Source organism: Cohnella sp. CFH 77786 (assembly GCF_019400745.1).
GTDB lineage: Bacteria > Bacillota > Bacilli > Paenibacillales > Paenibacillaceae > Cohnella.
Genome location: NZ_WJIB01000017.1, coordinates 76,440 through 89,855 on the forward strand (window position 1 = coordinate 76,440; position 13,416 = coordinate 89,855).

The 13,416-nt window shown below is 57.1% G+C and carries 11 protein-coding genes; 2 read left to right on the forward strand and 9 right to left on the reverse strand.

Annotated elements, in window-relative coordinates; all coding sequences use genetic code 11:
* Positions 1-9: 9 nt before the first annotated feature.
* The 7 genes from GE107_RS21325 to GE107_RS21355 form a co-directional block, all read right to left on the reverse strand.
* Complete coding sequence (locus GE107_RS21325) at positions 10-846, reverse strand: carbohydrate ABC transporter permease (protein ID WP_219642669.1); 837 nt, start codon at positions 844-846, stop codon at positions 10-12.
* Complete coding sequence (locus GE107_RS21330; RefSeq protein WP_219642671.1) at positions 843-1,736, reverse strand: carbohydrate ABC transporter permease; 894 nt, start codon at positions 1,734-1,736, stop codon at positions 843-845. Before GE107_RS21330 ends, GE107_RS21325 begins: the two co-directional genes overlap by 4 nt.
* A gap of 80 nt (positions 1,737-1,816) precedes the next feature.
* Positions 1,817-3,202, reverse strand: a complete 1,386-nt coding sequence (locus tag GE107_RS21335) for an ABC transporter substrate-binding protein (RefSeq protein ID WP_219642676.1) — start codon at positions 3,200-3,202, stop codon at positions 1,817-1,819.
* Between the two features lie 110 nt (positions 3,203-3,312).
* A complete protein-coding gene (locus tag GE107_RS21340; protein WP_219642678.1) occupies positions 3,313-4,938 on the reverse strand; it encodes a response regulator in 1,626 nt (541 codons plus the stop codon).
* A gap of 99 nt (positions 4,939-5,037) precedes the next feature.
* Positions 5,038-6,894 carry a cache domain-containing sensor histidine kinase gene (locus tag GE107_RS21345; protein ID WP_219642681.1) on the reverse strand — a complete coding sequence of 619 codons (1,857 nt, stop codon included), beginning with the start codon at positions 6,892-6,894 and terminating at the stop codon, positions 5,038-5,040.
* 492 nt (positions 6,895-7,386) lie between these two features.
* On the reverse strand, positions 7,387-8,055 hold the full coding sequence (locus GE107_RS21350; protein ID WP_219642684.1) for a hypothetical protein: 669 nt from the start codon (positions 8,053-8,055) through the stop codon (positions 7,387-7,389).
* 314 nt (positions 8,056-8,369) lie between these two features.
* Complete coding sequence (locus GE107_RS21355) at positions 8,370-9,239, reverse strand: TetR/AcrR family transcriptional regulator (RefSeq protein WP_219642688.1); 870 nt, start codon at positions 9,237-9,239, stop codon at positions 8,370-8,372.
* Positions 9,240-9,401: 162 nt separating this feature from the next.
* On the opposite strand from GE107_RS21355, the gene GE107_RS21360 reads away from it, so the two are divergent.
* A complete protein-coding gene (locus GE107_RS21360; protein ID WP_219642703.1) occupies positions 9,402-10,892 on the forward strand; it encodes a DHA2 family efflux MFS transporter permease subunit in 1,491 nt (496 codons plus the stop codon).
* Positions 10,893-11,010: 118 nt separating this feature from the next.
* On the opposite strand, the gene GE107_RS21365 is transcribed toward GE107_RS21360, so the two are convergent.
* Positions 11,011-11,610, reverse strand: a complete 600-nt coding sequence (locus GE107_RS21365) for a hypothetical protein (protein ID WP_219642704.1) — start codon at positions 11,608-11,610, stop codon at positions 11,011-11,013.
* Between the two features lie 168 nt (positions 11,611-11,778).
* Between GE107_RS21365 and yyaC the strand changes: the two genes are divergently transcribed.
* Positions 11,779-12,336: a spore protease YyaC gene (gene yyaC, locus GE107_RS21370; protein ID WP_219642707.1), complete on the forward strand. Its 558-nt coding sequence runs from the start codon at positions 11,779-11,781 to the stop codon at positions 12,334-12,336.
* A gap of 142 nt (positions 12,337-12,478) precedes the next feature.
* Here the strand turns inward: yyaC and GE107_RS21375 are convergent, their stop codons facing one another.
* Positions 12,479-13,396, reverse strand: a complete 918-nt coding sequence (locus tag GE107_RS21375) for an ArsR family transcriptional regulator (RefSeq protein WP_219642709.1) — start codon at positions 13,394-13,396, stop codon at positions 12,479-12,481.
* Positions 13,397-13,416: the final 20 nt, after the last annotated feature.

Consider the following 13,416-nt stretch of genomic DNA (forward strand, 5'->3'; position numbering starts at 1 on the left):
GCCGTCTTCTTAACCCTTGACGGCTCCGGCCGTGATGCCGCTGATGATGAAGCGCTGCGCGATCAAGTAGATGATCAGCATAGGGAGCACGATCATGCAGACTCCGGCGAAGATGAGCGACCAATCGTTGAAGTACAGTCCCTGGAAAGAAGCCAGCTGCACGGTGATCGTCATTTTCTTGGAGTCCGACAAGTACAGCATCGGAAGCAGGAAATCGTTCCACACGTAGAAGACGTTCAGCACGGAGACGGTGGTCACCGCGGGTTTGAGCAGCGGCAGCACGATCCGGAAGAAGGTGCGGTACCTGCCGCAGCCGTCGATCAGCGCCGCTTCCTCCAGCTCGCGCGGCACGCCTTTGACGAAACCGCAGAGCAGGAACACGGAGAAAGGCGCGAGCGACCCGATATAGATGAAAATGACGCCTTGGAACGTGTTGATCAGCTCGAACGTTTGCAGCACCTTGTACAGCGGGATCATCGTCATTTGGAACGGGATGATGATGCCGGCCAGGAAGAGAATGTACATGGCGCGGTAGAAGCGGTTGTTTCGCCGGACGATGGCGTAAGCGGCCATGGCCGCCATCACGACGCATAAACCGACGGACAAGCAAGCGATGAGCCCCGTATTGAACAAGGAGCGCAAGTAATGCATCGTTTGGAAGGCCGTGGCAAAATACTCGAACGTGAGCTGCTTGGGCAAGCCGAACGGGCTGGCGGCCAAATCGGCTTTCGTCCGGACGGAGGAGAGGAGCACCAGCAAGATCGGGTAAATATGCAAAGCCGTGAGAATCCATAGCAAACCCGCCCATACGGCCGGCAGCTTCTTCTCGGAGAGAGACGCGTTCATAGCTCCACCTCCCTGCGGCGAAGCAACGTGACCAGAATGACGGTCAGGACGAGAATCACCGCGAAGAGGGTAATGGAGAGCGCGGCTCCGTAGCCCCACTGGGTTCCGGTTCCGAAGCCGACCCGGTAGATGATCGTCGCGACCGATTCCGTGGCGTAGCCCGGCCCCCCGCCGGTCAAGGCGTAAATCTGGTTGAACAGCTGCAGATCGCCGATCAGGGTCAGCGTCACGCTGATGGTGAACGCTGGGGCGATGAGCGGAAAGGTGATATGGCGGAATCTCCGGAAGCCGGTTGCGCCCTCCAAATCCCCGCATTCGTACAACTCTTGGGGAATGCCTTGCAGCCCGGCGATGAAGATGACCATCGAGTATCCCAAGCATTGCCAGGTCGTGATCAGCACGATCATCCATCTCGCGATCCCGGGCTCGCTGAGCCATCCGGCTTGCAGGAAGTCCAGCCCCATCGCGCCAAGCAACGTGTTGACGATACCGATATTCGGCTCGAGGATGAAGCCCCAGACGTAGCCGATGAGCAGCGAACTGAAAATATAAGGCAGGAAAATCATCGTCCGCATGAAGTTGACCCCGCGGAACTTCCGGACGAGCAGCAGCGCCGCCAGCAGCCCGAGCCCGTTTTGCAGCACGGTGATGCCGACCGTGTACAGCGCCGTGTTCCGGAACGAAGCGAGGATCATTTTGTCTTCGAACATTTCCTTGTAATTGGCGAGACCGACGAACGTGCTGTTGATCCCGTCCCAGTCCGTCAGGGAGTAATACGTGGAGCTGAGCGTAGGCAGCAAAATAAACACCAGATAAAACGCGAGCGCGGGAACCAGGAAAAGCAGCCACTGGAGCTCGGCTTTCCATCGGTTGCGGAACAGGGTGTTCACCCGCCGTCTCCTCCTCTCTTCTTAAGCGATGGAACCGGCGAGGATCAAGCGCCGCCGGTTCCATTTCGATGCTTATATGGTCATTTCTTCAGCACTTTCGCGTTCTCGGCATCGTACTTCGCGATGAAATCGTCGATCGTGATTCCCTTGGCGAGCAGGTTCTGCATTTCCTTGTCGATCAGGAACGCCGATCCCGAAGGCCGGTAATAGCCGCCGGCGTTCCAGAAATCCGGCTGCACTTCGCCTGCGGCCATGGCCGCCTGCACTTCCGTGACGAACGGGGAATCGACCTTCACTTTCGTGTTCGTCGGGATGCCGTTCAAATCCGAGATGACCCGCGTCTGATTCTCGGCGCTCAAGTAATAGTTGAGCGCTTCCTTCGCTTTGTCGACATGCTTGCTCTCCATGCTGACGATAAATCCGGAATCGGAGATCGTCGGCACGGCCGTTTTCTCGCCCGGGGCGTTCAGCGGAAGGGCGAAGAACCCGATTTGGGCGTTCGGATCGGCGTCCTGGACCGCTTTGTACTGCCACGTCCCGTTGATCAGCATGGCGGCTTTGCCGGTTCCGACCAGCTGGCTCGCAACGTTGATGTCGGTGCCGAGGAAGCCTTTCTGGAAGTAGCCTTTGTCGGCCCATTCCTGCTGCACGTTCAGCACTTTGGTCACGTCAGCCTTGATGTCGGCGTATTTCAGCGAGCCGTCGGCGAGCTTCTCGCGGATGGACATGTCCTTGGCGTTGATGTATTGGCCGAAGGCGATGAACGGAATGATTTGCGTGACCCAGGCATCCTTGAAGCCGCCCGCGATCGGCGTGACGCCGGCTGCCTTGAGCTTCTCGCACGCCGCCACGAACTCGTCGTAGTTGGTCGGCAGCGCGATGCCGTTGTCGCTGAACACCTTCTTGTTGTAAATGACCCCCAGCACGTTCGTGGAAACCGGGACGTAGAACAGCTTGTTCGCCACGTTCTTCTTGCGCGCCTCGATCACCGCGGGCAGAAACTCGGAAACGGACGGCAAATCGGAGAGATCCGCGAATTTATCGGGGTCGATGGTCAGTTTCTCCGCGCCGGAAAACAGGTTCTGGTCGAGACCGTGCACCTGGACGAGATCCGGAACGTCGTTCGAAGCGAATTTCGTTTTGATCGAAGTGGCGTATTGGTCGGTCGGAATGTTCTGCATGTCGATCGTGATGTTGAACTTGTCCTTCACGGCCTGGATGAAGGCATCGGTCGACTTCGTGCGGTCCGAATAGTCCCAGGTCATGTACTTCAGCGTCACGGCCTCGGCAGGAGCGGCGGATGACGGACTTGCCGAATCCGACGGAGATGCGGACGAAGACGGAGAAGCCGAGGCCGGAGCGCTGCTCCCGGATTCCTCGCCGCCGCTTTTGCCGCAGCCGGCCAGCAGAGATCCCGTCAGCGCGAGCGCCAGGGCCAATGCCCCCCATTTTTTCTTCTGTTGCATGTGGGTTACCCTCCTTGTTTTATGAAACGCTTTCATGGGTACGATCTCATTATAGAAGGGCTTGCACCGCCTGGCAGTCACCGCGTTTTACCGTTTTCGGTATACTTTTTTTACATCCGTCCGCGGTATTCCGACGGGGTGCAGCCGTAGTATTCTTTGAATTTTTTGAAAAAGTATTTTTCGTTCGGGTACCCCGCCATTTCGGCGACGTCGCCCATCTTGAGCCCGGGATCGCGCAGCAGCTTGACCGCCGCCTCCATCCTCCGCTTCGTCAAATATTCGCCGAACGTGGATCCCGTTTCGTTTTTGAATATCCGCGACAAATAGGCGGGATTCAGAAACCAGCGTTCCGCGATGCCTCCGAGCGACACCTCTTCCCGGAAATTCCGGTCCAGGTACTCCGCGATTTCGGATACCGTCCGCCGGGTGCCGGTCTTGCGGATTTCCGCGATGGCGTCCACCGCCTTCGAGACGGCCTCCTCCAGCCGGGCCCGGATCGTCCCGATCGTCGGCACGCCTCCCGTCACGTATTCCGCCGCGTTCGGCACGTCGAGCAAGCTCTCCAGCCGGGTATGATACCGGCTGAGCGCCTTGTTCACGGCGAGCACGAGCCCGGAAGCCGTATCGCGGACGCTCTGCGGATGCACCGCCGTGCCGCCAACGCTGAGCTCTTCCAGCACGCTGCCGATCAGCTCCAGCGCCTGGACCTTGTACTGGTTTTCCAGGTAATAGAGCAGCTCGTTCTCTTTGTCGCCCGGATACATCAGGTATTCGTTCCGCGAGGAGATTTCGTCGATATGCACGATGGACGAGAACGCGTCCACGATTCCCGCGTTCTGTACGGCAACCGAAGCTTGCCGGTAGGAACGGGCGGCGTCCGCCAGCGAAGTGAATTCGCTGCCGATGCCGATCAGAACCTTGAACCGGGCGGCCCGTTCGGCCTCCAGGACGATCTGCCGGCAGCCGGAATAGATCCGCTCCATGCCCGCCCGGTCGTCCATCGTGTTCAGGGGAACGATCACGATCATCTCGTTCGGTTTGCCGTAATGCCGGAACGCGATCGCCCGCAAGTGCCGATGGACGAGCTCGCCGATCACGTTCGCCAGTGCGAACCCGGTCAGTCCCTTGTCCAGCCGGTAGTACCTTTCCGCCATGCTGTCGAAATTTTCGGCAACCGCGACCAGAACGGCCGAACGTCCCCCGTCTTCGGCGATACCGTGCGCAGCCAAACCTCTGCGGATGTCCTCTTCCCCGGCGAGTTCGCCCTGCACCCATTGCGTAAGGAACTTCTCCTTGGAGAGCTCTGCGCCCGCGTTGGCCGTCATTTGCAGCCGCGCGGCGCGATCCCGGCTGTTCCTTTCCCCGGCCAGCTTGTCCGCTGCCCGTCTAAGCGTGTCCATGAGCGGTCCCGTTTCGATCGGCTTCAGGATGTAATCGAACGCGTGCAGCGATAAAGCCTTCTTCGCGTATTCGAATTCCGAATAGCCGCTGATCACGATCATGAGGACGGACGGATAATCGCGGTTCAGCCGCTCCATCAGCTTCATTCCGTCCATCACCGGCATCCGGATGTCGGTGATGACGATGTCCGGCTTGCACGATTCCATCAATACCAGCGCGGCTTCGCCGTTCTTCGCTTCTCCGGCCAGGGTGATCCCAAGCCCCTCCCAGTCCGCTTGCTTCCTCAGACTGAGCCGGGTCCACTCCTCATCGTCCACGATAATCGCCTTGAACATCGTTCATCCTCCTCTAATAGGGAGTTTGCAAGAGCAAACTCTCACCTCTTTGGGAGTTTGACGTCTAATAGGGAGTTTGCAAGAGCAAACTCTCCCCGCTCAAACTCTCGCCGCTTCCGGTTCCGCCGGAATTTCCACGATGACGCGCATCCATTCGTTCCGGACGCTGTCCAATTTCAAGCCGTAGGCCGGACCGTACTTGAGCCTCAGCCGGTTCTGGATGTTTTTGAGCCCGATCCGGTTATGGCCGCCTTCCGGCGTCTCCCCGTCCGCAGCCCCGGAACCGTCGATGGCGCTCCGCAGCCGCTCCAGCTCAGCCGGTCCCATGCCCGCCCCGTTGTCGATGACCTCGATCCGCAGGATGCCTTCCTTCCGCCCGGCGGTGATGCGGATTTTCCCGTTCTCCCCCTTCGGTTCGATCCCGTGCACGAACGCGTTCTCGACGATCGGCTGCAGGATGAGCTTGATGACGGGGCAGTCGTATACGTCCTCCTCCACGAAAATCTCATAATCGAAATATTCGTGGAACCGGGTTTTCTGGATGTCCAAGTACCACTTGACATTCTCGATCTCTTCCCGCAGCGTGACGGATCCCTGGTCCATGTTGAGGCTGTATCTGAGCATTTTGGCGAGCGAGCTGGACACCTTGGAAATGTCGGGCACGTCCTTCACGATCGCCATGCCGTTGATGATTTGAAGCGTGTTGTACATGAAGTGGGGATTCATCTGCGTCTGCAAATATTTGAACTCCGCGTTCTGCCGGGCCAGCCGCTCCTCGTACTTCTCGCGGATCAGCGTCCGGATCGTGGACACCATCCGGTTGAAGCTGAGCACGAGCAGCCCGAGCTCGTCCTGCGAGCGGGTCTGCAGCTCGAAATCGAAGTTGCCCTGCCGGACCTGCACGATCCCGTATTTGAGCGCGCGCACCGGTTTGAAAATGAACATCGTGAACGCGTACGTGACGAGAACCGTGAACAGCAGGGCGGCCATGGCGAGCGCAAGGTCGAACAGCAGCAGCCGGTTGCCTTCCCTCTGGATTTCCGAATAAGGCGTCAGGGTCATCGACTTCCATCCCGTGACCTCGATCGTCCGATAGGCGATCCAATATTTCGTTCCCCGGACGGTCGCCAGGTATTTGCCCTCCTGCTCCCGGGACACCCGGGTGAGCAGGCCAGGCTCGAAATCGGCCGCCTGGAAGGAGCCGTGGTCGGTATAGGCGATCCGTCCCGTTTCGTCCAGCAGGACGATGCCGGTGGACTCGCCGATGTCCGCCCGGTTGACGATGCTCTTCACGGAATCCATCGAGAAGTCCATCAGGATGACGCCGTAAGCCTGGTTCAGGCCCGTGTCGAAACGCTTGAGAAGCCGGGAGAACGAGATGACCGGCTTGTCGTACTTCAGTTGATAAGGCAGATGCGGTCCGGAAATGACCGTGCTTCCGTTCGCTTTGACCGTCTTCCGGTACCAGTCTTCGGAAGTCGGATCGTAGGAGAGTTTGTTGGCACCGTAAACGGAGTAGGAGAACTGCTTGTCGGGGGAGACGTAGAGGTACAGCGAATTGAAGTCCTTCCGCAGGTTCATCAGCCGCTGGAAGAACGCGTTCGCGGCCTGCAGTCCCCGGTACTCGTCCGCAAGGCTGGCATACGTTTTGGTCGACAGCACTTCCTTCAGGGTCGTGCCGCTCCCGCTGCCGCTGGCATCCACGTCCGCATAGATGGACATGATGATCCGGTCCACGCTGTCGAGGTATTCCTCGAACCCCGCGTTGAATCCGTTCACGAGCCGCTCGGCGTTTTCGATGGCTTGCTTTTCATACGTTTTGCGCGAATAAGAGTAAGAAGCGAAGCTGGACATGACCAGCACGAACAGCACGATCAGAATGATGCCGTAAAACAGTTTGTTGAACAGGCTGAGCTCGAAAACGAAGCGATGGATCCTGGCTATCGCGCTTTTCATGAACGCCGCACCCGCTTATCGGTTATTTATGCTTGCATTATAAAGTGCGGCACCAAGGCCGTCCACTGTTAAGGGTAGGTTGCGCTCCAGGCGAATGGATCTTCAAGCATGCGATTATTTCTTGGTGACTCCGGGAATGAACCTCGAGTATAACGAATTTTCCAACCTTTTTAGTCTAACTCAAGACGAGCCTCCTCATCATTCACCAACTTAATCATAATGCTGCCGGAGGAAGGTTAGAGGGGGAATTCGCGTCTTATTCGAGAAATGGATGGGCGAGGCTGCTAACCGTATCCAAAATGCTGCCCGATCCCGCTTCCCAACAAGATAAAGCGGCCCGGTAAGGTGCTCGAAGGCGTACGAGGCGACTTGGCTTTTACCTCGGCCGGACTCGCACCGGCAAGTTGTGCCAAACTTGGCTGCTAGGCGCGCGAAAGAGAAAAGAGGCCGTTCGGCCTCTACAATTACATTTTCATTTACCTAGATGCTCGTTTATTGATTCATGAGTTCAGGTCGGTTGAGTATTTCTCTCTTGTTGGACTTATCAAAATAAATAATCAGCCCATTTTCAAGTACGACGACTTTGTCTTTCCCTTCTTCGTCCAACCAATATTCGATATGCGATAAGCCGCTGCCTCCGATATAATCGGGAGTACCATGAAGCTTCTCCAACTCTGCTATTTGATCTTTAAAGTCCTTTTTGTTCGCGATAATATCTTTCACTTCTGTCAGTGAAATTCGTTTCGTTTCGGGGACTCCGTTTATGATTTCTTGGATTTTTCTCTTATAGTAACCGAAATCTATTCCGCCACGTTCTGACCACCGGGTATACGCTTTCTTTTTCTCCTCGGGTAAATCATTGATTTTTTTCTCCATTTCATCTTTGTTTTCCAGAGTTCCATCAAATATGTTCATGCTTTCAGGGGCGGGACTGCTGTTGTTTTCCGTCTCAAGCCCGTTCGGGTATTTCTGTGGGGCCTGTTTCTTCAATGTCTCATCCAGTTGCCTTTTCTCTTCCTGAATGAATTTATGCGTTTCATTGGCCTGCACAACCGCTGGATCTTCACCCGCTCCGAACGCCGCAATTGCAGAAGTCGTTAAAGCAGCGACCACCGCAGCGATTGAAATAACCAACGTCTTCTTGGACTTGAAAAGGTACATGGCAGATCCCCTTCTCCATGATTATTACTGCGCGGTTAAGTTTAAAGTATGGGACTAGGTATCACCAGCGTTGGCATAAATAGACATGTTTATATTCCCGGTACGACGATCAGTAGCTGCTGCGGTACTGCTATCCCCTATATATGCCGCCATAGTTTTTACTCTACAAAAGATTAGAGACTTACCAAAATTGATCATTACATTTCAGTCTTTACGCATGCAGGATGGCCTGCAGCCCGCCTCAGGCACCGTCGGATAACGCAAAAAAGCCCGCACAATCGAACGGACCCTTTCCCCGCCGTATTGACCGTTTATCAGCCAAGCAGCTTGTTCAACTGGCTCACCCAATATTTCAACTCATGCTGGGACTGCAAGAAGTCCGTCAGGACCCGGACGTGAATGCGCCGCGGCTCCTCTTTCTCCGCTTCGTCGCGCAGCAGCCGGGCGGCTTCGATCAGCTCTTCCCTTCGTCCGTTCGGCACGTTCAATTCCTGTACGGCGGCGATCAATGCCTCGAACAGCTCCTCCTTGCGTTGCCCGGCCGGTGCCGGCGAACCCGCAAGCACGTATTCCTCCATCATCGACTCCGGCAGCAGAGGCTCGAGCTTGGATACCGCGAGTCCCGCGGCCATATCGTCCAACCGTTCGACGATGAACGCGGCCGCGTGTTCGTGGTTCAGCGGCTGGTTGACGGAGTGAGGGAACATGGTCAGCACTTTCAAGATCGAAGCATAGACGATGACGAGGTCCCATACCCGGGGTTCGATTTTCGCCCCGTAGGCCGTCAGCAGCATTTCCTTGTAATATTCCAATTGCCGCCCTCTCCATTCGTGGCAAGCGGACATAAATTTGGAATGGTCTTTCAAGGGAAGCTCCTGGAGCTCCCCGAGGCTGAATTTCATTTCCTCGAAATAGTTCAACTGATGCCTGGTGCTCCGGATCAATCGGTCCCGCGGCGGCAGCTCCTCGTCTGACAAAATGGCTTCCGTCTCGTCGAACATACGCTCGAGGAGGGAACCGAACACCGCGATCAGCAGGTCTTCCTTGGATTCGAAAATTTTGTAAACCGACCCTTTGGCGATGCCGCAATCGTTCGCGATGTCCTGAATGGACGTCGATTCGTAGCCCTTCTCGGAGATCAATCGCATGGCGGACTCCATAATTTTCTGCTTCAGCAAACTCATGGGAATTGCCTCCTAATAAAAGGGATTGACTTTCGACCGTCCGTAGCGCACAATGGATCGTGACCGATGGGTTTTATAGAGAAACGATGAGTCACAAAAGGGCCTCACGCTCCTATTGTACATCATCGAAGCCAAAAAACAATGGAGAGAAGGTATACGCCAATGTCAGCTCAAGCCTCATCCGCGGGCGCCGATCAACCGTTCTCGATGAGAGCGATCATCGCTCCGCTGCTGGCCGTCATCATCGGAATGATCATGGTCATTCTGGACAGCACGGTCGTGAACGTCGCCCTGAGCAAGTTCCAAAGCGAGTTCAACAGCACGCTGTCCACGATCCAGTGGACGTTTACCGGCTATACGCTCGCGTTGTCCGCGGTCATTCCGCTCGCGGGCTGGATGACCGACAAATTCGGCAGCAAACGCATTTTCCTGATTACGATCGCTTTGTTTACGCTGGGGTCTGCGCTCTGCGCGACGGCTCAATCGATCGAACAGCTGATCGTGTACCGCGTCATCCAAGGGGTCGGCGGCGGAATGGTCGCTCCGATCGGGATGGCGATGATTTTCCGGCTCGCTCCGCCCGACAAACGCGGTGCGGTCATGGGCATGCTCGGCATCCCGATGCTCGCCGCTCCGGCTCTCGGCCCCGTCCTTTCCGGCTGGCTGATCGAGTACGCTTCCTGGCAGTGGATCTTCCTGATCAACGTGCCGATCGGCGTCGTCGCCGTTCTGGTCGGCATCAAGTATTTGCCCAAGATCGAACAGAACCGGGCGCCGGCTCTCGACGTACTCGGCATGATCCTGGCTCCGATCGCCTTCTCGATGCTGGCTTACGGGGTCAGCGAAGGCGGCACGAGCTGGACGTCCGATAAGACGTTGACCGGTCTCATCGTCGGCGGAGTTGCGCTCCTGCTGTTCATCTTCGTCGAGCTGCGCCACAAGCAGCCGCTGCTGGAGCTGCGCGTGTTCCGTTCTTCCGACTTCACCCGGGGCACATTGGTGGTCTGGACCGTGCAAATCGCCCTGTTCGGCGCGATGATCCTGATGCCGGTCTTCCTGCAATCCGTCAAACATTATACGGCCCTGGAAACGGGATTGATCATGCTGCCGCAAGCGATCGGCTCCATGCTCTTCATGCCGATCGGCGGACGCCTGTTCGACAAGATCGGCGCCCGTCCCCTCGCGCTGGTCGGGCTGACCGTCGTGGCCGGCGCCTTGTTCATGCTGTCGTTCATGCAGATGGATACGCCGCTCATTCAGATCCTGATCCCGCTCTTCATGATCGGGTCCGGCATGGGCTTGTCGATGATGGCGCTGAACACGCATGTGCTCAATGCCGCGCCGCGACATCTCGTCAGCCGCGTCACCCCGCTCACGACGGCCGCGCAGCAAGTGGTGACCTCGTTCGCGGTCGCGGGACTGACCGGGTTCCTGACGTCACGGACGACGGACCATATGGCGGACGCCGGCCAGAACGGCAACCCGCTGGAGGCGCTCGTTGCCGCTTACGGCGACACGTTCCTGCTGTCGACCGGCATCGCGCTGCTCGGCGTTGCGCTCAGCATCATTCTCCGCAAGCCGAAGGCGGAACCTCAGGAAGGCTGGAAGCCGGGCGCGGAGAAGCCGGATCCGTCGATGATGATGGGACATTAAGCATCGACGCTTACGACTCCGCAACAATAAAACGTCAGGAATCCCTTTTCGGGAACCCTGACGTTTTCTCGTTTAGGAGAGTTCTCCCTATTGGGTGCCTTCCGCACCCTCTTCCTCCTTAGGAACGCTGCGGCTTCTTGCCGCGGACGCTCTTCCGGTCGGCTTCGAGCAGCCGGGCCATCCCCTGCACGAACTCTTCGTCGGTGGCCGGCTTGCCGACCAAAGCGTCCGGAAAGCGGATCGAGCCGATTTCCCAATTATTCGTGGCTTCGTTGAGCCGAAACCCTTCCGATTCCAAGTACTTCCTGCGCTTATCCGCGTATTCGGGCGCCTTGCTCCCCCCCGTAACCTCGAATGGCTCCGATGGAGAATCCGCGACCTCGCTCACGTAAACCGGCGGCTTGTCCTTGGATAGGATGACCTTCTTCTTTCCGAGCAGCCACTCCAAATCGTAGCGCATCGTGGGCGTGATCACGTAATAGGACTTGCCCTTCACCGCTTCCTTTCGCACCTCGCCGTACAACGCTTTCCTCTTCTTGAAACCCTCGAGCACCCGCTTGATTTGTTCCTTCTCCGCGGCGATCGGCACCACTTCGTTGCCCGGCATGAACACGTCGCACATAACCTGGGTAAACAGGAAATCGCCAAGCGCGGAATCGTAATAGCCGCTGAACTCGACGTTCATTTCTTTCCGATTGATTGTCACTTTCTTGCGCATCCCTAATCCTCCTCGGCCTGCATACCCCTATTATAGCCTGAGGGATCCCCATCGTGTCGAAACAAAAAGGAGAATATTCGAAATCCGGCAACGAAAAACGACAGACTTTTGTGATACAATATGTATCATATAGGATAGAACCTACTACGAATGCCTTGAGGTGATGGCATGAACCTGGCGCCGAAGCAACAAACGCCGCTGAAAGTCGACTATACGGATCCCTCCGCGGCGATACAGCTCGCGGAATGGATCAGCGGCTATACGAAGTGGCTGCCCGCCAATCGGCGGATCGTCGTCGTATGCCTGGGTACCGACCGGTCGACGGGCGACTCGCTCGGTCCGATTACCGGCACCGTCCTGAGCAAATTCAAGTCTCCCTCCTTCGACCTGTTCGGGACGCTGGAGGAGCCGGTGCATGCCGTGAACTTGGGCGACACGCTCGATTTGATCCGCAGCCGATACCGTCAACCCTTCATCGTCGGCGTGGATGCTTGTTTGGGCAAAGCCGCGAGCGTCGGCACCATCCATGTCGGGGAAGGCCCGATCCGTCCGGGTGCAGGCGTCAACAAGGAGCTTCCGCCCGTGGGCGACATCCACATTTCCGGCGTCGTCAATATCGGAGGCTTCATGGAATATTTCGTCCTGCAGAATACGAGGCTTCATCTGGTGATGGGGATGGCCGAACTCATCGCGCAAGGCTTCTATCGCGCCGTAAACCGGGAATGACGCCGGGCCCTTGGGCCCGGCGTCATTCCCGCGCTCGGTCTTTACTCTCCCGGCGACTCCGTATCTTGAATCCGTACGGTACGATCCAAGCGCGTTTTTGAACGGCTTGAACTCCGCGCTCCGTCGCCTGTTTCCCCTTCTTTCAGCCTTCTTCGCCGTAATACACCCTTAGCCGGATATCTTGGTTGTAATTGCCGAATCCCGCACCGTACAACGTTAAGCCGCCCACGTGCTCCGAATCCTCCTCCACCGCGAATCGCAAGGTCCAGAAATGCTCCTCCAGGCGCAAATCCGCCAAGGTCGTATCCGAAATGCGCATTCCGTCCACGTAGGTTCCGGATTTCGTCACGCGTACCGTTTTCCACAACCCGAATTGGTTCACATCGCTGCTCCACCACTCCGGCGTGTACCTTCCACGCTGCTTGCCCCCGTAATCGCCGGGACTCGTCCAAGTGCCAAGCTTCACTCCGTTGAAATAAAACCGGATGTCGGACGGCCAATGGTCGCTGACTCCAGGCGCTTCCGAGGAAATTTCAAGCGAAATCTCCAGTTCCTCCGCCTTCTGGCTGGGATGCAGGTAATTCGGCGTCTTGTATTCGACGAATCCTCTGCCGAACCACAGAATCGCCGCGTTCACCCTCTCCGGATCGAGGAAATAGCGGGGGTCGTCGAACAAGCCGATCTTTTTCTCCTTCGTCGCAAGCCCGCAGGTCGGATAGACTTCGAAGGCCGTATAATGTCCGACCGGAATCGACTGCTCCCGGAACGCACGTTCTCCGCCGGCGGCAGGCAGATCGATCTCGACGGCCTTTTCCTTCAGGAAACACAGCTTATGGGTTCCGCCATCCCGCCGGATCCGCCGCGTGCCGATGAGCCCCGCTTCCTCCAATTTGCGGATATGCATCGTCACGATCGCCGAACTGAGCTCAAGGCTCGCCGCGATCTCTTTGACGTTGAGCTCCCGTTTCGCCAGCACGTCCAGGATACGAAGCCGGACTTCGCTAGCCAGCGCCTCGTATAAGGGAAGCCATTTGCGGTCCGTGTTCGCTTTGATCGTCATGTTCGTGGATGCTCCCTTTC

Excerpts from the sequence above, each read along its gene's own strand:
- GE107_RS21325 (WP_219642669.1), bottom strand. The coding sequence starts at position 846 with ATGAACGCGTCTCTCTCCGAGAAGAAGCTGCCGGCCGTATGGGCGGGT.
- GE107_RS21335 (WP_219642676.1), bottom strand. The coding sequence starts at position 3,202 with ATGCAACAGAAGAAAAAATGGGGGGCATTGGCCCTGGCGCTCGCGCTG.
- GE107_RS21340 (WP_219642678.1), bottom strand. The coding sequence starts at position 4,938 with ATGTTCAAGGCGATTATCGTGGACGATGAGGAGTGGACCCGGCTCAGT.
- GE107_RS21345 (WP_219642681.1), bottom strand. The coding sequence starts at position 6,894 with ATGAAAAGCGCGATAGCCAGGATCCATCGCTTCGTTTTCGAGCTCAGC.
- GE107_RS21350 (WP_219642684.1), bottom strand. The coding sequence starts at position 8,055 with ATGTACCTTTTCAAGTCCAAGAAGACGTTGGTTATTTCAATCGCTGCG.
- GE107_RS21355 (WP_219642688.1), bottom strand. The coding sequence starts at position 9,239 with ATGAGTTTGCTGAAGCAGAAAATTATGGAGTCCGCCATGCGATTGATC.
- GE107_RS21360 (WP_219642703.1), top strand. The coding sequence starts at position 9,402 with ATGTCAGCTCAAGCCTCATCCGCGGGCGCCGATCAACCGTTCTCGATG.
- GE107_RS21365 (WP_219642704.1), bottom strand. The coding sequence starts at position 11,610 with ATGCGCAAGAAAGTGACAATCAATCGGAAAGAAATGAACGTCGAGTTC.
- yyaC (WP_219642707.1), top strand. The coding sequence starts at position 11,779 with ATGAACCTGGCGCCGAAGCAACAAACGCCGCTGAAAGTCGACTATACG.
- GE107_RS21375 (WP_219642709.1), bottom strand. The coding sequence starts at position 13,396 with ATGACGATCAAAGCGAACACGGACCGCAAATGGCTTCCCTTATACGAG.